At 59.3% G+C, this 23,013-nt stretch carries 20 protein-coding genes; 9 read left to right on the top strand and 11 right to left on the bottom strand.

Annotated features, from left to right (window positions below; genetic code table 11):
- Positions 1–17: 17 nt before the first annotated feature.
- Complete coding sequence (locus ATY79_RS29620) at positions 18–839, bottom strand: alpha/beta hydrolase (RefSeq protein WP_088705784.1); 822 nt, start codon at positions 837–839, stop codon at positions 18–20.
- A gap of 168 nt (positions 840–1,007) precedes the next feature.
- On the opposite strand from ATY79_RS29620, the gene ATY79_RS29615 reads away from it, so the two are divergent.
- Entirely contained in the window at positions 1,008–1,919 is a 912-nt protein-coding gene (locus tag ATY79_RS29615) for a LysR family transcriptional regulator (RefSeq protein WP_007790571.1), read from the top strand.
- Positions 1,920–2,159: 240 nt separating this feature from the next.
- Here the strand turns inward: ATY79_RS29615 and ATY79_RS29610 are convergent, their stop codons facing one another.
- Together ATY79_RS29610 and ATY79_RS29605 are read right to left on the bottom strand one after the other, a co-directional pair.
- Positions 2,160–3,059 (bottom strand): SDR family oxidoreductase, encoded by a 900-nt coding sequence (locus ATY79_RS29610; protein WP_088705750.1) that lies wholly within the window; start codon positions 3,057–3,059, stop codon positions 2,160–2,162.
- A gap of 45 nt (positions 3,060–3,104) precedes the next feature.
- Positions 3,105–3,842 carry an SDR family oxidoreductase gene (locus tag ATY79_RS29605; RefSeq protein WP_088705749.1) on the bottom strand — a complete coding sequence of 246 codons (738 nt, stop codon included), beginning with the start codon at positions 3,840–3,842 and terminating at the stop codon, positions 3,105–3,107.
- Positions 3,843–3,964: 122 nt separating this feature from the next.
- Between ATY79_RS29605 and ATY79_RS29600 the strand changes: the two genes are divergently transcribed.
- Genes ATY79_RS29600 through ATY79_RS29590 form a run of 3 tightly spaced genes read left to right on the top strand, consistent with a single transcriptional unit; the run spans position 3,965 to position 5,842 of the window.
- A complete protein-coding gene (locus ATY79_RS29600) occupies positions 3,965–4,855 on the top strand; it encodes a LysR family transcriptional regulator (RefSeq protein WP_088705748.1) in 891 nt (296 codons plus the stop codon).
- Between the two features lie 47 nt (positions 4,856–4,902).
- Positions 4,903–5,223 carry a hypothetical protein gene (locus ATY79_RS29595; protein ID WP_088695095.1) on the top strand — a complete coding sequence of 107 codons (321 nt, stop codon included), beginning with the start codon at positions 4,903–4,905 and terminating at the stop codon, positions 5,221–5,223.
- 28 nt (positions 5,224–5,251) lie between these two features.
- Positions 5,252–5,842, top strand: a complete 591-nt coding sequence (locus tag ATY79_RS29590; protein ID WP_088705747.1) for a DNA-3-methyladenine glycosylase — start codon at positions 5,252–5,254, stop codon at positions 5,840–5,842.
- Between the two features lie 3 nt (positions 5,843–5,845).
- Here the strand turns inward: ATY79_RS29590 and ATY79_RS29585 are convergent, their stop codons facing one another.
- Genes ATY79_RS29585 through ATY79_RS29575 form a run of 3 tightly spaced genes read right to left on the bottom strand, consistent with a single transcriptional unit; the run spans position 5,846 to position 9,063 of the window.
- Positions 5,846–7,387 carry a DHA2 family efflux MFS transporter permease subunit gene (locus ATY79_RS29585; protein ID WP_088695097.1) on the bottom strand — a complete coding sequence of 514 codons (1,542 nt, stop codon included), beginning with the start codon at positions 7,385–7,387 and terminating at the stop codon, positions 5,846–5,848.
- A complete protein-coding gene (locus ATY79_RS29580) occupies positions 7,380–8,606 on the bottom strand; it encodes an HlyD family secretion protein (protein WP_088705746.1) in 1,227 nt (408 codons plus the stop codon). The genes ATY79_RS29585 and ATY79_RS29580 overlap by 8 nt, the downstream gene beginning before the upstream one ends.
- The gene (locus ATY79_RS29575) at positions 8,599–9,063 is read right to left on the bottom strand and encodes a MarR family transcriptional regulator (RefSeq protein ID WP_088705745.1); all 465 of its coding nucleotides are present in this window, start codon (positions 9,061–9,063) and stop codon (positions 8,599–8,601) included. The genes ATY79_RS29580 and ATY79_RS29575 overlap by 8 nt, the downstream gene beginning before the upstream one ends.
- Before the next feature lie 410 nt (positions 9,064–9,473).
- Between ATY79_RS29575 and ATY79_RS29570 the strand changes: the two genes are divergently transcribed.
- Both ATY79_RS29570 and ATY79_RS29565 read left to right on the top strand, forming a co-directional pair.
- Positions 9,474–10,649 (top strand): efflux RND transporter periplasmic adaptor subunit, encoded by a 1,176-nt coding sequence (locus tag ATY79_RS29570; protein WP_088705744.1) that lies wholly within the window; start codon positions 9,474–9,476, stop codon positions 10,647–10,649.
- Positions 10,646–13,840, top strand: coding sequence for a multidrug efflux RND transporter permease subunit (locus tag ATY79_RS29565; RefSeq protein WP_088695101.1), 3,195 nt, complete (start codon positions 10,646–10,648; stop codon positions 13,838–13,840). Before ATY79_RS29570 ends, ATY79_RS29565 begins: the two co-directional genes overlap by 4 nt.
- On the opposite strand, the gene ATY79_RS29560 is transcribed toward ATY79_RS29565, so the two are convergent.
- The 4 genes from ATY79_RS29560 to ATY79_RS29545 all read right to left on the bottom strand — a co-directional run bounded on the left by ATY79_RS29560 (position 13,835) and on the right by ATY79_RS29545 (position 18,193).
- Positions 13,835–14,842, bottom strand: coding sequence for an acyltransferase (locus ATY79_RS29560; protein ID WP_088695102.1), 1,008 nt, complete (start codon positions 14,840–14,842; stop codon positions 13,835–13,837). The two genes, ATY79_RS29565 and ATY79_RS29560, sit on opposite strands and share 6 nt — an antisense overlap.
- 47 nt (positions 14,843–14,889) lie before the next feature.
- Positions 14,890–16,155, bottom strand: coding sequence for an O-antigen ligase (locus ATY79_RS29555; RefSeq protein ID WP_088695103.1), 1,266 nt, complete (start codon positions 16,153–16,155; stop codon positions 14,890–14,892).
- A 10-nt stretch (positions 16,156–16,165) separates the two neighbouring features.
- Positions 16,166–17,437: a polysaccharide biosynthesis/export family protein gene (locus tag ATY79_RS29550; protein ID WP_088695104.1), complete on the bottom strand. Its 1,272-nt coding sequence runs from the start codon at positions 17,435–17,437 to the stop codon at positions 16,166–16,168.
- A 75-nt stretch (positions 17,438–17,512) separates the two neighbouring features.
- Positions 17,513–18,193: a sugar transferase gene (locus tag ATY79_RS29545; RefSeq protein WP_088695105.1), complete on the bottom strand. Its 681-nt coding sequence runs from the start codon at positions 18,191–18,193 to the stop codon at positions 17,513–17,515.
- Positions 18,194–18,966: 773 nt separating this feature from the next.
- Here ATY79_RS29545 and ATY79_RS29540 point away from each other — a divergent pair.
- Together ATY79_RS29540 and ATY79_RS29535 are read left to right on the top strand one after the other, a co-directional pair.
- Positions 18,967–19,233 (top strand): exopolysaccharide production repressor protein, encoded by a 267-nt coding sequence (locus tag ATY79_RS29540; protein WP_088695106.1) that lies wholly within the window; start codon positions 18,967–18,969, stop codon positions 19,231–19,233.
- Between the two features lie 137 nt (positions 19,234–19,370).
- Positions 19,371–20,372 (top strand): glycosyltransferase family 2 protein, encoded by a 1,002-nt coding sequence (locus tag ATY79_RS29535; RefSeq protein WP_088695107.1) that lies wholly within the window; start codon positions 19,371–19,373, stop codon positions 20,370–20,372.
- Between the two features lie 11 nt (positions 20,373–20,383).
- On the opposite strand, the gene ATY79_RS29530 is transcribed toward ATY79_RS29535, so the two are convergent.
- Positions 20,384–21,343: a glycosyltransferase family 2 protein gene (locus tag ATY79_RS29530; RefSeq protein ID WP_088705743.1), complete on the bottom strand. Its 960-nt coding sequence runs from the start codon at positions 21,341–21,343 to the stop codon at positions 20,384–20,386.
- A 548-nt stretch (positions 21,344–21,891) separates the two neighbouring features.
- Here ATY79_RS29530 and ATY79_RS29525 point away from each other — a divergent pair.
- Positions 21,892–23,010, top strand: coding sequence for an acyltransferase (locus ATY79_RS29525; protein ID WP_088695199.1), 1,119 nt, complete (start codon positions 21,892–21,894; stop codon positions 23,008–23,010).
- The last annotated feature ends 3 nt before the right edge of the window (positions 23,011–23,013 follow it).

Here is a 23,013-nt window from a genome sequence, read left to right as displayed (position 1 = left end):
TCAGTGGCCGAATTCAATCAGTTCGTCTTCAATGCAATAGGTTGGCTGCTAATATCCCGAACGAAGCTTTCGAATTGGTCCGTGATCGTCTGTTCCCAATTCGGTGCCTGTTCGCATTTCCCGCCATAAAGCAATGGCCAGCCTGCCCCGGCGGGTAGGACATTCCGGCGAACTGCAACGCCTGCCTGCTTCAGGCGGTCGGCATAACCCAGCGTCTCGTCACGAAGAGGATCATCCTCGGCCGTCAAAACGAGTGCCGGCGCCACCCCTGCAATACGCGAACACAAGCAAGGTGCCGCGTAGGGATGACAGCCGCCGCCACTGAGATAGTGGCTCCAGCCCTCGGCCCAACGCTGGCGCATGCCGATACCATCCGCCTTGCGGATCGACGACGTGCCCATGAATGGATCAAGCAGCGGCGAAATCAGCACCTGGCCATTGAGCGCATCCGCATAGTGGTCGCGCGCCTTGAAAGCGACGCCGGCAGCGATGTTCCCACCAGCCTCTTCACCGGCGACGATCAGCAGCGAATTGCGGTCGCCGATACCGGAGGCGCGCTTGTTGGCAAGATAAGAAAAGATAGAATAGCCAACTTCGAGCGGCTTCGGAAAGACATTGCCCAGCGGTGCATTGTAATCCGGGACGGCAACAATCGCGCCGGCCTTCGCCAAGCTCTCCGCAACCAGGCTATCCCTGACACCCGACTGCAGAAAAGCGCCGCCGTGAAAAAACAGTACGATCGGCGAACCCTTGCCAAACTCGGCGCCCTGATAGACGCGTGCGGAAACGGGGCCGGTGGCCACCTTCTCCATCACTATGTCTTTCACCTGCACCGTCATCGTTTCGGCTCTCGTTTTCACCGACATAACGTGTTGCGAGCCGCGACGGCTTGCAATTTCTGTAAAAAAGATATTGTTATTCCTCTGACGGAATAAGAAGCTTCAGAGCGATTACACTGTTCCGAATTTCGAACAATACTGCAGTGCAACCTGCTTAGGTGATTTCCGATGGACCAGCTCTCGGCAATGCGCGCTTTCATCCGCGTCGTAGAGACGGGCAATTTCACACGGGCCGCCGACACGCTCGCCATGCCCAAGGCGACGGTGACCAATCTCATCCAGGGGCTTGAAGCGCATCTGCACACCAAGCTTCTTAACCGCACCACGCGCCGCGTCATGGTGACGACCGATGGCGCGCTCTATTATGAACGAGCGGCACAGATCGTCTCCGAACTCGAGGAACTGGATGGCAGCCTTTCGAACTCGCAGGGCCTGCCGACCGGCCGTTTGCGCGTCGAAATGGCGGGCGCCTTCGCCGACTGGATCGTCGTGCCCGCGCTCTGCGACTTCTACCAGAAATACCCGGATATCCGGGTTGATCTTGGCGTCGGCGACCGCACCGTCGACTACCTCGCGGAGAACGTCGACTGCGCGCTTCGCGGCGGCACGCCCGCCGACCAATCGCTGATCGCAAGGCGCGTCTCGGAAGTAGAAATGCTCACCTGTGCCGCACCGCTCTACATCGAAAAATTCGGCATTCCGACCCGCCCCGAAGAGCTGGAAAACGACCATTATTCAGTAAGTTATTTCCGCGCACAGACCAACCGGACGCTTCCCTTCGAATTCCGCAAGGACAATGAAGATCTGGAGATCAATCCTCGTTACCTGCTATCGGTCAATGACAGCCGAACTTTCGTCAATGCGGCATTGAACGGCCTTGGCATTGCTCAGCTGCCGCGCTTCATGATCCGCGACGCTTTGGCCAAGGGCGACCTCGTGGAAATCCTGCCGGAATGGAGCCGTGAACCCTTCCCGCTCTACATCGTCTATCCGCCGAACCGGCACCTCAGCAATAAGGTTCGCGTCTTCGTCGACTGGCTGGTGAAACTGCTCTCGGATGCGAAACTGAACGACCCATGACGCAGTCGCGGCCCGGAAGGAGTTCCTTCAACGGGCCGCAACAGTCTGTCATCGAATTCCTTTCAGACCCTGCCGCGTCACCAGGGAAATGGCTCGACCGGTATCTGAGGTTGGCGCCAGGAGTTGGAGGTCTTCCAGTCGCCGTTACTGAAGTTATATAATCCTGCTTCTTGCCGTTTGTTAAGTGCTGATTCGTGCACAGCAGGTTCGCGAAAACGGAACAATGGGAACCATCACGGTTTAGTGAACAGCCGGCTTGAGGAGATCCTCCAGCCCGATCCGCCGGAACATTTCGGCGCGAACCCGATCGGCAACGCCGTTGACCACCTCGGCACCGTCTTCCGACGGATCGACATGCGTACGGAATGGACGCTTGCCGAAGGGCATCGCGATGACCTCCGCGATCGCCGTCGCGACTGAACCGGCATCCGCGTCGACAGGTTCCAGCGCTGCAAGTCCCTGCAGTGCCTGTTCCGGCACACCTTTGTAGGGTCCGTCGTTGTATTCGGCTGCGCGCGCCGTATCCGCCGGCGAGCCGGAATGTGCGAAGTGATTGGTGCCTTTGGTGAAAGCACCCGGCACGATGATCGCGGTTTCGATACCCCAGCGGGCAAGCTCGGACGCATAGGAGACCGCAACCGAGTCCATCGCTGCCTTGGCCGCGAAATAGGGGGCGAGATAGAGTGGCGTGCCGCCCCGCGTGCTGGACGATGGCACCCAGACGACGAGCCCCTTGCCCCGCTTGCGCATATGGGGAAGCACGGCGCGGTTCACCCGCTGCGTCGACAGCACATTGATGTCGAACAGCTCCGCGTATTGCTCCGGCGTGAATGCTTCGGCGGGTCCGAAGGACATATGACCGGCATTATGGATGATCACGTCGAGCCTGCCCGCCTCTTCGAGGACTTCGGCAACGCCGGCTTCAATGGAGGCTTCCGAGACAACGTCAAGTTCGACCGAACGGAGGTCGGCATTGTTGTCCCGGCGGAATGCAGCGATATCAGCGACAGCCTTTGCGTTGCGACCCGCTGTATCGCGAATGCCGGCGTAGACGATATGCCCTTCCCTGGCGAGTGTGCGGGCGGTGAGAGCGCCGAAGCCACTGGATGCTCCGGTAATGACGATGACCTGCTTTTCCATTGTCCTATTCCTTCTAAGGTGACTGTTGACGTCTAGTGTTGGAGATCAGACCATGCCGCCATTGGCGCGCAGCACCTGGCCGTTGATCCAGGAGCCGTCCGGGCCGGCCAGGAAGGAAACGGACGCGGCGATATCTTCTGGCGTTCCCAGGCGCTCCAGTGGGTTCATCTTGGCCATGCGGGCGATCAGCTCATCTGATTTCCCATCGAGGAAAAGGTCGGTTGCTGTCGGCCCGGGGGCCACGGCATTCACCGTGATTTCGCGACCGCGCATTTCCTTCGACATGATCGCCGTCAGCGTTTCGACGGCAGCCTTGGTCGCGGCGTAAACGCCGTAGTTTTCGAGCTTCAGACCGACGACGCTCGTCGAGAAGTTGATGATGCGGCCACCCTTACGCAGACGCTTTGCGGCTTCGCGCAGGGTGTTGAAGGTGCCCTTCAGGTTGACGCTGACCTGACGGTCGAAATTGGCATCGTCGGCATCGGCAATCGACGAGAGCTGCATGATACCTGCATTGTTGACCAGCACATCGATGCCGCCGAAGGCTGCTTCCGCAGCATCGAACATCCGGCGGACGGCTTCGGGGTTGCTGACATCGGCCTGCGCCGTCAGCGCCTTACCTCCGCTCTGCTCGATCCTCTGCACAAGCTCCTCGGCGAGCGCCACGTTTCCTGAGTAGTTGACGACGACGGTGAAACCGTCCCTAGCCAAACGTTCCGCGATTGCGGCGCCGATGCCCCTCGATGCACCAGTGACCAGTGCGACCTTGTTCTCGTTGCTCATTGCCTTTCTCCTTCATCGTGTGCGGCTCGCCGCGTTTTCGATGAGAAGAAGATGCCGCTTTTCGAAGCGCGGATAATCAGCCATTATTGGGCATCACTATCCGGATATGGCGAACAAACAAAATGGACAGATTCGATGCTATGCGGGTATTTTCCCGCGTTGTGGAGAGACGCAGTTTCACGCTCGCAGCAGAGGATACCGGCCTTCCGCGCTCCACGGTCACGGATGCGGTCAAGCAGTTGGAAGCCCGACTCGGCGTGCGCCTGCTGCAGAGAACCACGCGCCATGTCAGCCCGACGCTCGATGGTGAAGCCTACTATCAACGCTGCCTCGCCATACTCGCCGACATCGAGGACGCGGAAGGTGCCTTCGCCGGCGCCAAGCCGAAGGGCATGCTGCGCGTCGACGTGCACGGTACGCTTGCCCGCCACTTCGTGCTGCCGAGCCTTCCGTCCTTCCTCGAAACCTACCCTGACATCGAGTTTTACATGAGCGAGGGCGACCGGCTGGTCGATCTCGTCCGCGAAGGCATCGATTGCGTGCTGCGGGTCGGCGTGCCTGGTGACAACGACATGGTGGCGCGACGCGTCGCCATGTTGGAGGAAGTTACCCTTGCTGCTCCCCGCTACATCGAGAAACATGGCCTCCCCGAACATCCCGACCGGCTCCACGGTCATCGGATGGTAGGCTTCCGTTCAAGCGCAACAGGCGGTGTTCTGCCTCTGGAATTCCTGGTCGGCGGCAGCATCCGCAACGTCACCCTGCCCGCAACGGTAACCGTCAACGCCGCCGAGAGCTTCAAGTCGGCAGCACGGCTCGGCCTCGGCCTGATACAAGTGCCGCGATATCATGCGGAAAAGGATTTGGCCGATGGCACGCTCGTTCACGTGCTGCCGGATTTCCCACTGACGGAGACGCCGGTTTCTCTCCTTTATCCCCGCAACCGACAGCTTTCTCCGCGCGTTCGCGTTTTCATCGACTGGCTGGTGAAGGTCTTTGCTCGACAATCCTAGCGAAAAGCGTTTCACTTGGAGCAACTGTAAGAACCAGGAGACTTTCCATGGCTATCACAGACGTCACCGTGCACCCGAAGGAAGGCTCTTTCGCCGTCATTTTCACGGATCAGTCCGGCAATAACATATCGGTCACGCTCTATGCCGCTGCCTCTCCCGGCCTGACGAGCGACAATGCAATCACCCGTGCAAGGGCGTTGCTGGCAACAACACTGCAGAGTTCGCAGGCAGATGGCGCACGCGGCAAGGATGCTGCGCTTCTCGAAGAAGAACTGGAAGAAGGTCTCGAGGATACTTTCCCGGCAAGCGATCCCGTATCGGTGACGGGCTCCTCAATCCCGGCGCATGACCCGAAGGTCGGCCATTAGAACCTCACGGACCGGAAGCCTGAAACAGATGACAGATGCCGTCGGTGCGATCGGCGCCGCTCCCCTCGCCGGTCCTGATCTCACGCGCTTTTTCGCGCGTGATACGGTTGCCGTCGCCCGGGATTTGCTCGGCTGCCACCTGCGAGTCGGCGATGTCGGCGGACGGATAACCGAGACCGAAGCCTACTTCCCTGATGATGAAGCCTCGCACAGCTTTCGCGGTCCCACGCCGCGAAACGGTGCGATGTTCGGTCGGCCAGGCAATGTCTACATTTACCGCATCTACGGCATGCATTGGTGCCTGAATTTCGTCTGCACGCCCGGCTCCGCCGTGCTAATCCGCGCAATGGAGCCGGAAGCCGGCATCGCGACCATGATTGAGCGCCGCCGCAACGACGCACTGACGCAGCTCTGCAGCGGTCCAGGCAAACTCTGCCAGGCGCTCGGTATCGATCTCACGCTGAACGACAAGCTGCTCGATCGCCCACCCTTCTCGATCGCCCCATCCGCTCCTGTCGAAATCGTTACCGGCAAAAGGATCGGCATAACAAAAAATGCCGAAGCACCATGGCGCTTCGGCATTTCTGGCTCTCGTTATCTCAGCAAACCGTTCCGCTGAGCATCACTCCATGACGGCGCTGTGATCCATGACAGGGGCGACCTTCGGCTTGCGCAGCAGCAGCGCCAGCGGAATGACCGCGAGCGACATCAGCATCAACAGCTTGAAATTGTCCATGTAGGCAATGATCGTCGATTGCAGGGTGATCACCTCGTTGAGCGAGGCGCGACCGGCGGCTGTCAACGGACTCATTGCCTGCGCCGCCGACGCCTCGAAGGCCCGGTTGAACGGCGTCACATAGGCAGCGATGTTCTCGTGATTCACCTGGGCGTTCTCGACAAGAAGCGCTGATACGATCGAGATACCGACGCTTGAGCCGATGTTGCGCGACAGGTTGTAGAGGCCGGTCCCGTCGCCGCGCATGTGCGCGGGCAGCGTCGAGAAGGCGATCGTCGTCAACGGCACGAAGAGGAAGCCGAGCCCGGCGCCCTGAACGAAGCCGACGGAAACGATTGTCCACTGCGAAACATCGGGCGTCCAGCCGGTCATGTCGTACATCGCCCAGGCCGTCAGGCCGAGGCCCGATACCAGCAGCAAGCGCGTATCGACCTTGCCGATCAGCCGGCCGACGATAAACATGCAGAGCATCGTGCCGAGCCCACGTGGCCCCATGACGATGCCCGCGGTGATGACGGGATAGCCCATCAGCGTCTGCAGGTATGGCGTCATCAGCGCCAGTGAGGCGAGATAGGTGATGCCGATCACGAAGATGAAAAGCATGCTGACCGAGAAGTTCCGATCGAGAAACAGCCTCGGGTTCACGAAGGACTTCTCCGCCGTCAGCGTATGCGCGATCAGCAGATAGAACGCGGCGGCGCAGACAATCGCTTCGATCATGATCTCGCCGGATGCGAACCAGTTCAGCTGTTCGCCGCGATCGAGGAAGAGCTGCAGCGATGCGATGCCGAGACTCATCATCCCGAAACCGAACCAGTCGAGCTTCGCCAGCGCATCGAGCTTCGTCTCGGTGACGTAGATCACGATGCCGGCAAACGCCAGCGCGCCGATCGGCACGTTGATGTAGAACACCCAGCGCCAGCTGATGTTATCGGTCAGCCACCCGCCGATGACGGGTCCCAGGACCGGCCCGACCATGACCGAGACGCCAAATAAGGCCATGGCCGAGCCGCGCTCCTCGGCACTATAAATGTCGAGGAGGATGCCCTGAGAGAGTGGAACCAGAGATGCGCCAAAGAGGCCCTGCAGCAGGCGGAAGGCCACGATCTGGTTGAGTGATTGCGCTAGACCGCAGAGGACAGAGGCAACGACGAAGCCGGCAATTGCCGCCAAAAGCACGCGCTTGCGCCCGAACTTGGCGGCCAGAAAACCGGACGGCGGCGTCATGATTGCAGCCGCCACGATATAGGAGGTCAGCACCCAGTTGATTTGGTCGGCGCTCGCCGAGACGCTGCCCTGGATATAGGGCAGCGCGACGTTTGCAATCGTCGTGTCCAGCGCCTGCATGATCACCGCCAGGATGACGCAGGCCGTTATCCAACCGCGGTTGGCAACCGGGGTGGCCGGAGATGATGCAGCGTTACTCATGATCCTTGCCGCCGGAGCGGCCCAAAAGCTTGGAAACGAAATCCGGAAGACCACGGGCACGACCCGTATCGACGTCGACGACCGTGCTCATGCCGACACGAAGCGGTGGCTTGCCTGCCGCGTCATCGATGCTGACGCGCATCGGAATGCGCTGCACGACCTTGACCCAGTTGCCTGTCGTGTTCTGCGCCGGCAGCAGTGAGAAGCTGGAACCGGAGGCCGGGCTGATGCTCTCGACCTTGCCCTTCCATTCCACGCCCGGATAGGTGTCGACATAGATCGTCACCGGCTGGCCGGGCTTCACAGAGGTCAGTTCCGTTTCCTTCGGGCTCGCGGCAATCCAGAGATTGTTGTCCGAAACCAGCGAGAAAGCCTGCGTGGACGCCTGCAGGTAGGAGCCCGGCTGCAGCGAATTGACGTTCGTCGCGATGCCATCGAAGGGCGCCCTGACGACGCTGTGGTCAAGTTCGCGCTCTGCATCATCCACCTTCGCCTTCGCTTCGAGATAGAGCGGGTTCTGCTCAACTGGCTGGTCGGCATTGCCACCCAACTGTGCCAGCGTTGCGGCAGCCTCGGCCTTCGCGACGGCGACCTTCTGGTGGCCAGCATCGAGATTGTGCTTGGCCTGATCGTAGGCAGTGCGCGTCGCAGCCGAGCTGTTCAGCAGGTTCTGCTGTCGATCAAACTCGGTCTGATAATAGGGAATATCGGCTTCGGCTTGCGTGATCTCGGCAAGCGACTGCTGATAGCTGGCCTTCAGATTGAGGATCTGGTTGCGCACGGCGCCAAGCTGCGCCTCAGCACCGTCGAGAGCGATCTTGAAAGAGTCCTGCCGCAAGCTGAAGAGAAGCTGGCCCTTCTTTACCGCTTCGTTCTCATGCACGTTGATCCGCTCGACGATACCGGAAACGTCGGTTGTCAGCCCCACCATGTCAGCCTGGATATAGGCATTGTCGGTCGACATGATCTGACCGCCGTTGACGTAGTAGTACCCGCCGACGACGAGCGCGACCGGCAACAACGCGAACAGAACGGGACGCGTGAGACTGCGCCGGCGGCGGACCTGAGTGCCGCCGGGCGCAGCCACTGCAGTAGCGGGCGCTGAATTGGATGAAGGCGCCTCAGCTACCGTTTCCTCGCGAGGGGAAGCGTCGTTTTCTTCAACTGGGTTCTTGGCATTTGCGTCTGCAACGACGCGCAGGGAGGACTTCTCAGCCATGTTTTGTCTCATTTTCGGCTACCGGGGTTCGGCAGGCCTGCACTAGGTTTGTTTTCATCGCGGTTAGAATGCCGAACAGCTGATCGCACTGTTTGGTAGGGATGCCATCGAATGCTTCGCCGCGTGTCAGATCACCAAGCTCGCGCATCTCGGCCAGAAGCGGATGGGCCTCGTCGCGCACATAGAGAAGCCAGACACGGCGATCAGTCGGATGTTGCCGGCGCTCGATAAGACCGCGATCGGCGAGCTTGTCGAGAATGCGGACAAGTGTGATCGGCTCTATCTCCAGGATCTCGGCAAGCCCGCCCTGATGAACCCCCTCATTGCTGCGCAGGTAAGTAAGCGTCTGCCACTGCGACCGCGTCAGCCCAAGGCAGCGCGCACGCTGCTCGAACCGCTTGCGAAGCAGCCGTGCGACGTCGTGCAACAAGAAGCCGAGAGTAGGATTTCCGTTCATGGGAACCAGTGTCGATAATCAATAGCGCACTTATTATACGCTCAGATATATTAAGCGTGTTCAGGGCACAATAGGCGCCGTTCCAGATTCCGCATTCTGCGGCCAAAATGCCGCATAAGGATACGCGCGGAGATTTCGAAGGCCTTTCGAAATTGCAACCGGTTGGCATTTGCAATTTCGACCAGCAGCCGTTTAAAGTAGAAATCCAGAGGGTTATCGGAAATGCCGTGGTCTTTGGTCGATCACCTTTTCTTGATGACGAGTGCGCGGCCGACCGCCGTGATCATGATTTGCAATAGCATAGGTGAATAAGGGCCAGAGCCCTTGTTCAGAGACATCAAAGACATGAATCGCATCACATCAGCATAAGCGACGGCAGCGCTTGCGGCCGTCCGGATAAGGAAACCGCCATGCCTTCCTCCTTTCGACGTCTGCTGACTATTGGCACCCTGGCTCTCCTGCCGTTCACCGCGGCGATGGCACAGCAGCCAGGCTCTCCCCCTCCCGTTTCTGTCGCCAAACCTGTCGTGCGCGATGTCGTCGACAATGACGAATTCATTGGCCGCTTCGAACCGGTCGATCAGGTATCCGTGCGCTCGCGTATCGGCGGTTACCTGCAGGAAGTGCACTTCACCGACGGCGCGCTCGTCAAGCAGGGTGACCTGCTCTTCGTGATCGACCAAAGGCCGTTCATCACCGCGCTGAACGAAGCGAACGCGGCGCTGGAAGTCGCCAAATCCACGCTCGTCTACGCGGAAGCACAGTTCAAGCGGGCCGAGAGCCTTGCGACGAGCGGCAGCCAGTCGATTTCGATCCTTGATGACCGCCGGCGCGAATGGGTCTCGGCGCAGGCGAACGTCCGCGGCGCGCAAGCGACAGCCGATCGCGCGGCACTCGACCTCGAATATACGAAGATCACAGCTCCGATCAGCGGCCGCATCGACCGCCGGCTGATCTCCGTTGGTAACCTTGTTCAGGCTGACCAATCGATTCTGACGACCATCGTTTCGGTCGATCCGATCGACTTCTACTTCGACGTCGATGAACGCCGCCTTCTCAACTTCGCACAGACGGCCCGCGACCGCGGGGTCGATCTGCAGCAGGGCGGTGGCGGCGTCGAGGTCGAGGTCAAGATCACGGATTCGAACGAAAAGCCGTTCAAGGGAAAGCTCGACTTCGCTGAAAACCGCATCGACAGCGAGACCGGCACCAAGCGCATACGGGCTCGCTTCGACAATCCGAATTACGTGTTGCAGCCAGGGCTTTTCGGTCGCGTTTCCGTTGAAGCGTCGAATGTCTACAAGGCGATCCTCGTCCCCGACGAGGCTATCGGCTCGGACCAGAACCAGCGCGTCGTTTATGTCGTCGGAGATGATGGAACGGTCACGGCAAAACCGGTCCGTCCGGGTCCACGCCTGTACGGCTATCGTGTCATCCGCGAAGGCATGGACGGCAGCGAGACGATCGTCATCAACGGCCTTCTTCGCGCCCGCCCCGGCTCGAAGGTCACGCCGCAGGTGGTCGAGCTCCCGCAAAGCCGCGAGGAGATTGCGCCTGAAGCCGCCGGCCTGGAGCTCAGCCGATGAGATTTGCACACTTCTTCGTCGACCGGCCGATCTTCGCGTCGGTGCTCTCCATTGTGCTGTTGATCGTCGGCGGCATCGCTTATTTCCAGCTGCCCGTAGCGCAATACCCGGAGATTGCGCCGCCGACCATAGTTATCCGTACCTCCTATCCCGGCGCTGACGCCGAGACGATCGCCAACACTGTGGCGACCCCGATCGAGCAGGAGGTCAACGGCGTCGAAGACATGCTTTACATGTCTTCCTATTCTACTGCCGATGGTTCGATGGCACTGACCGTCACCTTCAAGCTCGGTACGGACCTCGACAAGGCACAAGTGCTTGTCCAGAACCGCGTTGCCATCGCCGAACCACGCCTTCCCGAGGAAGTTCGGCGCATCGGCATCACGACGGCGAAGAGTTCGCCCGACCTGATGATGGTCGTGCATCTGCTGTCACCGAACTCTCGGTATGATCAGCTCTACGTCTCCAACTACGCACGCACGCGCATCCGCGACACGCTTGTTCGGCTCGATGGCGTTGGCGACGTCATTCTGTTCGGTGAGCGCGAATATTCGCTGCGTATCTGGCTCGATCCGCAAAAACTGTCGGCCTATGGCATGACCTCCAGCGACGTCGTCGATGCGCTGCGCGAGCAGAACGTGCAGGTCTCCGGCGGCTCCATCGGCGGACCACCGGCGGCCGGCACCAACGCCTTCCAGTATACGGTGACGACCCAAGGGCGTTTCTCGGATGCAAGACAATTCCGCTACGTCATCGTCAAAGCGACCGCGGAAGGGCGTCTCGTCCAACTGCAGGATATCGCCCGCATCGAACTCGGCGCCAAGGACTACGTCACAAACAGCTATCTGAACGGCAAACCGGCCGTCGCGCTCGGCATTTTCGCGCGTCCCGGCACAAACGCTCTGGCGGCAGCAGCGGAAATCAAGAAGACGATGGAAACCGTCTCTCAGGATTTCCCGCAGGGTCTCAGCTACGATATCGTCTACAACCCGACCGAATTCATCGCGGAATCCATCAACGAGGTTTACAAGACCATCGCTGAAGCGGCCATCCTCGTCGCTATCGTCGTTCTTGTCTTCCTGCAGTCCTGGCGAACGGCGATTATCCCCATTGTCGCTATCCCGGTCTCGCTGATCGGTACTTTCGCCTTCCTGCTTGCCTTCGGCTTCTCGCTCAACATGCTGACGCTGTTCGGTCTCGTGCTGGCAATCGGCATCGTCGTCGACGACGCGATCGTTGTGGTCGAAAACGTCGAGCGCAATCTGGCAAAGGGAATGACGCCGCGAGAGGCCGCGCATGTGACGATGAACGAGGTCGGCACGGCGGTCGTCGCAATCTCGCTCGTGCTGATCGCCGTGTTTGCTCCAACGGCCTTCATCCCGGGCATATCAGGTCAATTCTATCGTCAGTTCGCGGTGACGATCTCGGTCGCGACAGCGATCTCAGCGCTGAACTCCCTGACCCTGTCGCCAGCCCTTGCCGCACTGGTGCTGAAGCCCCACGAGGAGCACGAGAAGCATCGCAACCCTATCGCGCGTTTTGGAAGTGCTATCGCGAGCGGGTTTAACAAGGGCTTCGACGGGCTGAGTGCGGGCTACTCCTGGATTGTGCGACATACCGTGCAGACGGTCGCCGCGCTCTGCGTCGCGCTGCTCATCTTCGCCGGTCTGCTTGGCGCGACATATTATATGGGTAGGATCGTCCCAAGTGGTTTCGTCCCGGTCATGGATCAGGGCTACGCCATCGTCGTCGTGCAGCTGCCGGATGGTGCAGCGCTTTCCCGCACCGACGCGGTTATCGAACGCGCATCGGAGATCATCCGCAACACGCCGGGCGTGAAGAATGCGGTGGCCTTCTCGGGCTTCAGTGGCGCGACCTTCACCAACGCTTCCAACGCCGGCGTTGTCTTCGCCGCCTTCGACACCTTCGAAAACCGCCTGGAGCACGGCCAGACCGCCACGAAGATCATCGGGCAGCTCTATGGCAGCCTCCAGGCGATCCAGGAAGCCTTCATTATAGCCATCCCGCCGCCGCCGATCTCCGGTATCGGCAACGCGGGCGGCTTCAAGATGCAGCTCATGGATCGAGAGAGTTCGGACATGCGCCGCGTTCTCGGTGTTGCCTATCAGCTCATGGGCATGGCGAACCAGACAGAGGGTCTGACCGGCGTCTTTACGACGTTCTCCGCCAACAGCCCGCAATACTTCCTCGAGATCGATCGCGACAAGGCGCGCACCCTGAACGTACCGATCTCCAACATATTCGACACGCTGTCGATCAATCTTGGCACATCCTACGTCAACGATTTCAATGCCTTCGGGCGCGTCTACCAGGTGCGGGCCCAGGCCGACCAGCAATATCGCGTCGAGCGCGACGACATCCTCGCGCTCAAAGTAAGATCGGCAACCGGAGCACTTGTCCCGCTTGGCACGCTGGTCGATATCCGCGATACCAGCGGCCCTTCACTCGTCCAGCATTACAATATGTACGTGTCCGTACCCGTGCAAGGCAATGCCGCTCCCGGCGTTTCGACGGGCACCGCATTGGACAAGATGGAAGGCCTTGCGAAGCAGATAATGCCGGCAGGTACAACCTTCGAGTGGACCGAAATCGCCTTTCAGGAACGGAATACCGGCAACACGGCGATCTACATCTTCGCCCTCTCGGTCGTCTTCGTGTTCCTGGCACTGTCGGCACAGTATGAAAGCTGGGTCCTGCCGCTCGCCATCATCCTGATCGTTCCCCTGGCGATCCTTGCCGCCTTGATCGGCGTCCATCTGCGCGGAATGGACAACAACATCCTGACGCAGATCGGGCTGATCGTGCTGATCGGGCTGGCGGCCAAGAATGCGATCTTGATCGTGGAATTCGCGAGACAGGCGCAGGACGAGGGCAAATCGGCGGTCGAGGCCGCAATCGAGGCCAGTCACCTGCGTTTGCGGCCGATCCTGATGACCGCTTTCGCGTTCATCTTCGGCGTCGTGCCCCTAATGATCGCGACCGGCCCCGGCGCCGAAATGCGTCAATCGCTCGGGACGGCCGTTTTCTCAGGGATGCTTGGCGTAACGATCTTCGGTCTGTTCCTGACGCCCGTTTTCTACGTCGTGCTGCGCGCGCGCCGGCGAAAACATGTGGTGCAGGCCGAGACCGCGCCGCCCTCCGAGGAGGCTGCCGCCGAGACCTCGTCATGAAGGGCGCCGCTCGACGGCGCTCTGTTTGAGCAGATCTGAGGAAAGGATCTTACGAAGCGGCTTCTCGACGAGCTCGTAGGCCGCCGCTCCGAGGATCGTCCCGCCGACAACGGCGATCGCGATCGTCGGTGTTGTCGACAGCCCGACCACGCCGGCAGCCTTGACGATCACGGAGATCGCCAGCGTGTGCCAAAGGTAGATCGAATAGGATGCATCGCCGAGATAGGTGAGAAGCGGCATACGGCCGATGCTGCCGTCCGCTTCTAGCGATACCATTCCATAGACAAGCGCCATGGCGAGCGGCCCGCAAATCGTTTCGTCGAAGTCGGCGCCGATCAGGAAGATCGCGGCAAAGCCGGACAACGATGCGCCGACGCAAGCAAGCCCCAGGCTGGTGCCTGCGATCCACCGCCGGATCCACAATTCGGCGAGAAAGACGCCTCCGAGAAATTCGAGAATGATCGGCCGCGTATAGGTCTTTAGCACTGGCGAGGCGGGCTCGAAGAGAAGGCCGATCAGGAAAAAGCCACCGAAGATCGCCGTCAGATACGCCAGCCGCCAGCGACGCGGCAGGAAAAGCGCCCCGGCAAACAACACATAGAAGAACATCTCGAAATCGAGCGTCCAACCCTGGACGAGGACCGGCCAGATATCACCGGTGCTCGGCGATTGAGCTGGAATAAAGAAGAGTGAGGACAGAATATGGGCGCCGGTCAGCTTCAGGTTCGGAAACAGGCCGACCATGGCACCGGCAATCATTACGCTCGTCACCAGCCAGTAGGACGGCGCGATGCGCCGAATGCGATCGACCAGGAACCCCTGCGGCGTCATCGGTCGGCGGTCGCTGATGACCCACATGATGAAACCGCTGATGACGAAGAAAACGTCGACGCCGGCGGCACCAATGGCGAAATGCTCGCCGGTCCTTTCCGCCGCGTGGAAGACCACAACGGCGAGTGCCGCGAAGGCGCGCAGATATTGGATGCCGTAAAGTGTCTTCATCCGGTTTCCTCGGAAGACCGATCAAGACCGGTCAAAAGTGCATGACGTTATTGAGTGATGGGCTCTAGCGACTTCTCAGTTCGCCATGAACTCACCGCCGGCTGGCGGCGTGCGGTCGCCAGCTTTCCGGCCGCAAAGTAGAAAAGAAACGTCCCAACGTTGTACGGAGTGAGGATATCAATCTCGACGAAGGAGCGGATCGTCAGCAGGACCGCGATCGAGAAAAGCAGATAGGATTCGACATTCCTGAAATCCTCGATGACGCGCCGCAAGTGCCCCCACAAAATCCGCAGCAGCATTGCCGCCAGGGTGATGACGCCGGCGAGCCCCAGTTCGACTGCCGTTTCGATATAGGTATTGTGGAAGTGGAAGCCGCTCCGCGACCCGATAAAAAATTCCTCCCACAGACGCTCCGGCTCGGAGAAGCCCTGGACCCAGTAGGCTTGGTAGCCGATGCCGAAGGCCGGGTTCTGCTTTGCCGCCTCGATCCCCTGCTGCCAGAGATAGGTGCGTCCGGTCAGCGTGGAGTCCTTTCCGAAGATCCCGAGAACGGCATCGACCGCCCCTAGATAAACACCCGCAACGGCGAGAACGATGACCGCGACGCCACCGCCGACGACCAGCAGTTTGCGGTGATCGGGCGTCAGTGCGAGGACGACACGCAGCCCCATCATCAAAGCAATCACGACGGCGGTGGTCAGCACGGATGTCGCGGATTGGCAGGCGATGAGGCAGTAAGCAGACAAAAGCCCGACCACGCCGGAGGCCGCCATCCAGAGGCGCCGCTCACCGAAGATGAAGACAGCCGCGAAGGAGACGATCAGCCCAAGCGACGCATAGAAGCCAAGCTGGTTCTTCGAGGCGAAGGCACCCACGAAACTGAAGGTGCCGTCCAGCGGATCATACTCGTAGTAGCCGAACAGCAGCGAGTACACGAGAACGATCCCGACGCCCGCGATCATGCCCACCGTCAGGGTTCTGACGTCGAGCACGCGTACCGCAATCAGGGCGCAGATGACCTGCGTCAGGTACTGGATGCTGGCTCGCAGGGAAATGCTGGGAACGGCCGACCAGAAGACAGACAGGAAGGCGAGCGCCGCGAAGGCATAGATCCAGAAATAGCGACCATGGCTACCGAGGACCTTCTTGTAGTCCACGGCGATCAGCGGCAGCCACAGCGCATAGTAAAGCAGGATCGCCACCTGCCCGAACTTGATCGAGTAGGCGAAACAAAAAAGTGACAGCGCCACGGCGGGGATGGCATAGGCCGCATTCCCGCCTGGCTGAATGAGCACAGATTTTGCGATCCGCATTGCGGCCTCGTTATCTCATCGCCAATCCGGCAGTGACCTTGATCAAGTCGCCGGGCTGGAGTGCGGTATTTTCTTGAACCGGAATCTCCTTCGCCTTGCCGTCAACTTCGCGGACGATCGAATAGGCGATGCTCGCGGCCCCGGTGCTCGTGTCAAAGCGGGCAGCATCAGTCGACTGCGTCAACGCCTCCGCCATCAGCGAGTTGCTGGTTTCGAGCTTGAGATTGAGTTCATCGAGTTGAGCCTCGGCATTCTGAAGTTCCTGGGCAAGCTGCGCATCCCAGTCGTTCCGAAGCGTGATCTCGTCCTGATTGGCCTTGCTGATGTCCTGCTTGGCCTTCAGCGAATTCGTATCGATATCGAGGAGCGTCGCCTCGGTATCCGCGGCCCGCTGCTCAGCGGCCATCTTGCGGTTGCTGAGCGCCAGCCCTCTCTCGGCGAGATCCTCGACCTTGTCGCGATCCTCAGTCGCCAATTGCAGCTGACGGGTCTGAGTGTCGGTCTTCTTGGCAAGCGTCTCGACCTCGCTTTGAAGCAGTTGCTTGAGATCTGCGAGCGCCTGAAGCTGCAGCGTCAAGCGTTTCTTGCGGGTGTTCATGAGAGCCGTTTCGCTGTCAAGCAGAGGCTTCGCCTCCGGTTTGTCCTGAAGCTCCTTCGGCATTTCGATCGTATCCTGATTCGCGATCTCAGCGCGCAACCGCGCCTCCTTCACCAACAGGCGCGCCCGGTCGGCCATGTAGACGACCGCGTCACCCTTGGCGTTGATGAAGTCGCGGGCGAACCGTTGACCGGCGTCCGCGCGGCGCAGACCGCCTGCAAGACTCACGGCCTTAACGATCGTGAGATTGGGCGCAAACGGATATTCGCCGGGCTTTTCAACGTCACCGGACAGATAGACCGGCCGGAATTCCGAAAGTTCCACCGAGGCAGACGGTCGGTCCTTCAAGGCAAATTGCTTCTGCAGAGCCGAGCCGATCTCCTGGGCGATCGCATCCGTCGTTTTGCCGGATGCAGGCAAATCACCGACGAAAGGCAGGGAAATGCTTCCTGAGGGCCCGACGGTGTAGTCCCCACTGACGACCGACCAGTCGCGGATGCTGCCATCCGCGGTCTGCCATTCGGCCACCCGGATCTTCAGCTTGTCCATAATACCGAGACGGTAGTCGTCGGCAGCCGCAAGCGATGACGAAGCCAGAAAAGCACCAAGTCCGGCTGCGATAACCACACCGGATCTTAGCGTGCGACGTCTTCCGGCCTTGCCGTCAAGAAAGCGTTTTTCCATGAACCTTCCCCGTATTTCGGCACGACAAGCCGCAAGGCGTTGCCGCGCAGTACTGTTTGGATTTTGAGATGCGGCTTAGTAGCTGCCGCGTTGAGCGCATACTGCCGGGATTGTGCGTGCGATGATCACGACATCCCGAACCAACGACCAGTTTTCGACATAGTGCGTGTCGAAAGCGACGCGGGTTGCGTAAGAAACGTCATTGCGTCCGCTGATCTGCCAGAGGCCCGTCAGGCCAGGGCGGGATTGCAGATAATAGACGGCCGCGTTTTCGTACATTTCGAGTTCGTCTCGAACGACTGGACGCGGACCGACGACGCTCATTTCGCCGCGGATGATATTGAAGAGCTGGGGCAGCTCATCAAGGCTCAATTTGCGTAGAACAGCACCGACCGCAGTGACCCGGGGGTCGTCTTGCAGCTTGCGTGTTGCACGCCACTCTTCCATCGCCTTCGGATTGTTGCGCAGGTGCTCCTGCAGAACCTTGTCACCATTGGTGACCATTGTCCGAAACTTCAGGCAACCGAACTCCTGGCCATTGTGGCCGATGCGGCGATGCCCGTAAAAGATCGGCCCCCTGTCGGAGAGCTTCACTAGCAACATCACCATCAAAAAAAGCGGGCTCAGAAAGATGAGCCCGAGGCAGGCGGCGGACACATCGAATGCCCGTTTCGCGATCCCGCCAGTCGGCGGAAACACGCTCTGATGAACTGCGCCATAAAATGGCGAACTGTCCGATCTCGTCGCAGACTTCATAGAGGTAACTCCACTTATGTTTGCCGTTTGGTCGGGTAGGCTCAGGCGCTTAGCTAGCCCTGACGAATTCGAAGTGTATGAGGTGATTTTGTTTTTTTAAGCCACAATTTTAAGACTGGGGCTTTACGATGGGTTTTTGCGGCCGCCGTTCAACTTTTTTGTTTTTAAGGTTCTGCTGAAACAGCTATACAATTCTTTGGCGATGCCGAAATAATCTCCGCGTGTATCAATAAAAGTCTCGGGCATTGCTGTGTGGGCCAAAGATACTGAAGTCTAGGTCGTTCGGGCCCGGTACTGGCAATTGATGGTTTGCATTCGCGGCTTCTGGGAAAGCCCCGGTTTCTATTTGCCGCAGAGCTTGCTTATTGCATCGCACCATACATTTTGCACTGCACCAGCTAAACGTTTGAAATTAAAACTTTGTAATAAAAGTTGAACAAAAAACCATCCTGACCCGCTCGGTACGGTCGACATTGTGGCACTAATAGTAACTTGTATTGCCAAATTGCGCACAACCAGAGATGCGCCTAATAATTTTTAATCATCTTTGCCAAAAGCAGCCAAGCAGCGGCAGCACGTGGCATTTTTACCAATAGCCGGAAGAAACCTTTAAGATCGTCGCTGTACTACCCATCTCGCAGACGCAAAAAACGTCTCCAGAGCTTCAGTTGAAACAGGAAGTCCTGTAAAACATTATCCTAGGAAGGATCCTGATGGCGGTTTCGTCTTCAACGATTGTTTGTTGAACGAAGCTCCGATGGAGGAGGCAACAGATGTATGCACCTCGCGTTATCTTCAGCATGCTCGGCGCGCTGGCCGTATTTGCTGTGGCAACGTATTGGCTGAGCGGTTCCCTCGCCGGCACCGCGATCAAGACCGCGATTTGCGCCGTCCTGCTCCAGGCCGGCTACTTCGGTGGCGTGCTTTACCTTGTCTGGAAAGAATCGAAGAGCCGTACGATTCGTCCCGCAGTGAAGCGCGAAGAAACGGAAAAGCTGCCCGTGACGCCCTTCAAGGGCTCTGAACCGTTCAACCGCTAAGCATCGCGATTCGAACCACGGTCGTGCCTCTCCGGCATGGTGAGTGTCTGCGCCCGTAACATCATTTGAACGGCCACCCGTTGTCCGCCACATTTTGACGTCTTAGTTGTTGGAGCGAAAAACAACGGAGGCTACGCGTGGCAAAAACGGCAAGCATTTGCGTCATCATCGCAGCCAAGAACGCGGCGGATACCATCGAAGCCGCCGTTAGATCGGCGCTTCTGGAGCCAGAAGTGGCCGAAGTGGTCGTCGTCGACGACGGCTCCAGCGACGGCACGGCAGAGACCGCAAGACGTGCGGACGACGCCAGCGGAAGGCTGAATGTCGTCCGATTCGATCAGAACAAAGGCCCGTCCGCCGCCCGCAACCACGCCATCGACATCTCTTCGGCACCCCTGATCGCAATCCTCGACGCGGACGATTTCTTCTTCGAGGGACGCTTTCGCCGGATGCTTGCCGAAGACGACTGGGAGTTCGTTGCAGACAACATCGCCTTCGTCGATGCAGATACGGCAAGCCAGGCACCACAGCGCCTCCAGCAATTTGCCGAGAGCCCGCTGTTCCTGGATCTACCCACCTTTGTCGATGGCAACATTTCCAAGCGTGGCGTTCGCCGCGGTGAAATCGGCTTCCTCAAGCCGATCATGCGGCGGGCCTTCCTGGACAAGCATGGCCTGCGCTATCGCGAGGAGATGCGGCTTGGGGAGGATTACGATCTCTACATCAGGGCGCTGGCGCTCGGAGCGCGCTATAAGGTCATCCACAGCTGCGGCTACGGGGCTGTCGTACGCGGAAATTCGCTGAGCGGTCGCCACCGCACCGAAGATCTTCGCCGCCTTTACGAGGCCGATCGTGCGCTCCTGACATCGTCAAGATTGCCGCCGGAAGCCGCCGAGGCCGTGCGTCGGCACGAGCGGCATGTGCGCGGCAAATATGAGTTGCGACGGTTCCTCGACATCAAATCGCAATCGGGCCCGCTGGCAGCAATCGCCTACATCGCAACGCACCCGGCAGCCTTCCCGCCCGTTGCAACAGGCATCCTAATGGACAAGACGGAGCGCCTGCGAAATCCGGGTGGCGTTTCCGTCACCGCGCAAGGCAATGGCTTGAGATATCTTCTGAGCGCCCCGGCCAAGTAGCCGGGGTTCGACTATCTCGAAAACTTCGCGGCTGCCAGCTGCAGCGCGCTCTGAAGCAAACGGGGGTCGCGCGCTGTCCAGCGCGCGAGCAATCTGAAATCCGGCGTCTTGCGGCGACGTAGTAGGCCGATCTGGCTCCAGATCGCCTGCTTTCGCGCGGTGTTCTTGTGCGCCTTGATCGTCTCGACCTCCTGGGGCCTGCTGGAGAACCGGCTTTCCAGCTGGTCAAGCGCCATCCAGGTGATGAACTGCTGCTTGAGAAACTCCGGCGAAGCGTTGTCGACGCCGTGGAAGATGTTGATGCCTTCCCCACGCAACGCCCCCGGCTCTCCGCAGAGCAGCGCCCGTTTCGCCGCGATGATGCAATCGCAGAAGAACAGCACATCCTCGGCCGCCAATCGCAGGGCAGCGTCGAAACGAACCTTCTCGAACAGCGGGCGGCCAATGACCATGCAGGACATGTGCAGGAAGGCCCAATTTTTCAGCATGACACCGGCGAGATCCGGCACATCGAGGATCAGCGGCTTGTCCAACAGACGCCGCGCCCCCTCCTCTCTCTCGAGAGCGACGATGCCGAAATGGTAGTCGAACTCCTCGCCCCCTTCGATGGACGCCCAATAGCAGTCGCCACCGAAAGCCTCCATCGCCGTGGCCGCATTGGCCAGATGATCGGGTGTCCAGACATCGTCGGAATCGAGAAAGGCGACGTATCGCGTTGCCTCCGGCACATGATCGAGGCCAGTGTTCCTGGCGCCGCCCGGCCCAGCATTCGGCTGAGCGATCACAGTGACGCGCGCCCTATCCTCATCCGACAGGAGCGCGAGGTCCGCATCCGGAGAGCATGGTGAATGGTCGTCGACGACGATGACATCAACATCCTTGAAGCTTTGCGAGAAAACCGACGCCAGAGCGCGGCTGAGAATGCCGTCCTGACGCTGGTAGAAGGGGATGATGATCGTGAAGGTCGCCATACTCTCTCCTTGAGATACGGGAAGTGATGTTTTCCGCCCCAGCGCATCTAGGGGTGAATGAAGGCATAGCAAGTCTGCTGCACTGCAAAATGATGACGCTCAATTCGGCCGAAGTTTGTCAAAGCGGATGAGTAGATCGGATCTTGCCACGCCGTATCGAAACGAAACGACTGCTCGGTCCCGGGCCGCAATTCGGCCACGATCAGAACGGTTCGTCAGCCTCGCGTTGTAACAATCGTTCACCAGCCAACAAAAACTTTCGGGCCCTTTGGCGGGGAAAGGACCCAGAAATTCATGAATATCATCAAGTTATAAAATGCACTGCTCCTGTTGACGTTCAGGACGATTCGGCAGCCCGACACGTCGGCTTTTTCCCATACTGAGCCAGCACAGGACGATTGTTACGAAGTGGGACCGCCGATCACTTTTTGCTGCAGTGCCATATTTTCTTCCGTGAATCCGCCCTAACTTCGGCGTGCGGGCTCGAGTCTGCTCTGATTGAAAACGGTCGCAAGGGGAGGTGCGGCCCAAAAGGGGTGACTGATAACGTGAATGTTGATGCGAATGTATCGTCACGGATCAATCTGATGCGCATCGTGCTCATTTCGGGCATTGTGTTCGTCCATATACCGTTCGACGCCGCCAGCAGTCCCTATGACGGGACCTACGGCGCATTTGACTGGATCCGGGTTTTCCTGACGGAGGCGCTTTTTCGCGTCGGCGTTCCCTGCCTGAGCGCGATCTCCGGCTATCTGCTGTTTCGTAGCGGGCAGGAAAACTTCAGCTACAAGAAAGCCGTGCGCACGAAGGTGCAGACGGTGTTTCTGCCGTTCCTGCTTTGGAACTGCGCGTTCATTGCAGCGATCATTCTCGCCACCAGCGTTGGGGTTGGCGACGGCTATTTGCCTGACCCGCTAGACGTGTCCGGCCGCGATCTCATGACGCAAGTGCTGGCGGTGGAGAATTTTCCGGCGAACGTACCCCTCTATTTCCTCCGTGATCTCTTCGTCTGCATCCTGCTTTCGCCGATTCTGGCGTGGCTGATCAGCCGCGCGCCGATTCTGACGTTGACCGCCTTGCTGGTGATCGCACTGGTTCCGGAGCTGTCGATCTATATCGTGCTCAAGCGCTCGATCCTCTTTAGCTTCAGTCTCGGCATCTTCATTGCCCTGCAGCAGGTCGACCTGAAGGCTCTCGACCGCTTTGCGCTGGTTGGCATCTTCCTGTTGCTCGCGGCCTCGGCACTTCTGGCAACGGCAATCTTCGTCACAGGCCCTTCCCTGCCCGATTGGGTGCAATTCTTCCGCAATGCGCTAGCAATCGTCGGCGCGCTCGGCTTCTGGCTATTGTCGGCACCGCTGATCAAGACGCAGCTAGGTCAACGGCTTGCGAAGACGGGAAGCCTTAGCTTCTGGATCTTTTGTGCTCATTATCCGCTGCTCATTTTTCTCTGGATCCTCTGGGGCAAGACGAACATGAGCTTCTATCCGCTCTTTTTCGTCCTGTCTTTCGCCCTGCTGTTTCCGCTTCTCGCACTGTCGAACGGGCTGTGCCGACGGAACTTTCCGCGTCTCTACGCAATTCTGACAGGCGGCCGGACCAAACGGTCCGCAACCCCGGCGTCGCCCCAGGACGTCTCTCGCAAACTCGTTACACAGCAAAGGTGACAC

The organism is Rhizobium sp. R693 (assembly GCF_002211315.1).
Classification (GTDB): domain Bacteria; phylum Pseudomonadota; class Alphaproteobacteria; order Rhizobiales; family Rhizobiaceae; genus Rhizobium.
This window is presented reverse-complemented; position numbering and strand designations above follow the sequence as displayed.

Excerpts from the sequence above, each read along its gene's own strand:
- ATY79_RS29620 (WP_088705784.1), bottom strand. The coding sequence starts at position 839 with ATGACGGTGCAGGTGAAAGACATAGTGATGGAGAAGGTGGCCACCGGC.
- ATY79_RS29615 (WP_007790571.1), top strand. The coding sequence starts at position 1,008 with ATGGACCAGCTCTCGGCAATGCGCGCTTTCATCCGCGTCGTAGAGACG.
- ATY79_RS29610 (WP_088705750.1), bottom strand. The coding sequence starts at position 3,059 with ATGGAAAAGCAGGTCATCGTCATTACCGGAGCATCCAGTGGCTTCGGC.
- ATY79_RS29605 (WP_088705749.1), bottom strand. The coding sequence starts at position 3,842 with ATGAGCAACGAGAACAAGGTCGCACTGGTCACTGGTGCATCGAGGGGC.
- ATY79_RS29600 (WP_088705748.1), top strand. The coding sequence starts at position 3,965 with ATGGACAGATTCGATGCTATGCGGGTATTTTCCCGCGTTGTGGAGAGA.
- ATY79_RS29595 (WP_088695095.1), top strand. The coding sequence starts at position 4,903 with ATGGCTATCACAGACGTCACCGTGCACCCGAAGGAAGGCTCTTTCGCC.
- ATY79_RS29590 (WP_088705747.1), top strand. The coding sequence starts at position 5,252 with ATGACAGATGCCGTCGGTGCGATCGGCGCCGCTCCCCTCGCCGGTCCT.
- ATY79_RS29585 (WP_088695097.1), bottom strand. The coding sequence starts at position 7,387 with ATGAGTAACGCTGCATCATCTCCGGCCACCCCGGTTGCCAACCGCGGT.
- ATY79_RS29580 (WP_088705746.1), bottom strand. The coding sequence starts at position 8,606 with ATGGCTGAGAAGTCCTCCCTGCGCGTCGTTGCAGACGCAAATGCCAAG.
- ATY79_RS29575 (WP_088705745.1), bottom strand. The coding sequence starts at position 9,063 with ATGAACGGAAATCCTACTCTCGGCTTCTTGTTGCACGACGTCGCACGG.
- ATY79_RS29570 (WP_088705744.1), top strand. The coding sequence starts at position 9,474 with ATGCCTTCCTCCTTTCGACGTCTGCTGACTATTGGCACCCTGGCTCTC.
- ATY79_RS29565 (WP_088695101.1), top strand. The coding sequence starts at position 10,646 with ATGAGATTTGCACACTTCTTCGTCGACCGGCCGATCTTCGCGTCGGTG.
- ATY79_RS29560 (WP_088695102.1), bottom strand. The coding sequence starts at position 14,842 with ATGAAGACACTTTACGGCATCCAATATCTGCGCGCCTTCGCGGCACTC.
- ATY79_RS29555 (WP_088695103.1), bottom strand. The coding sequence starts at position 16,155 with ATGCGGATCGCAAAATCTGTGCTCATTCAGCCAGGCGGGAATGCGGCC.
- ATY79_RS29550 (WP_088695104.1), bottom strand. The coding sequence starts at position 17,437 with ATGGAAAAACGCTTTCTTGACGGCAAGGCCGGAAGACGTCGCACGCTA.
- ATY79_RS29545 (WP_088695105.1), bottom strand. The coding sequence starts at position 18,193 with ATGAAGTCTGCGACGAGATCGGACAGTTCGCCATTTTATGGCGCAGTT.
- ATY79_RS29540 (WP_088695106.1), top strand. The coding sequence starts at position 18,967 with ATGTATGCACCTCGCGTTATCTTCAGCATGCTCGGCGCGCTGGCCGTA.
- ATY79_RS29530 (WP_088705743.1), bottom strand. The coding sequence starts at position 21,343 with ATGGCGACCTTCACGATCATCATCCCCTTCTACCAGCGTCAGGACGGC.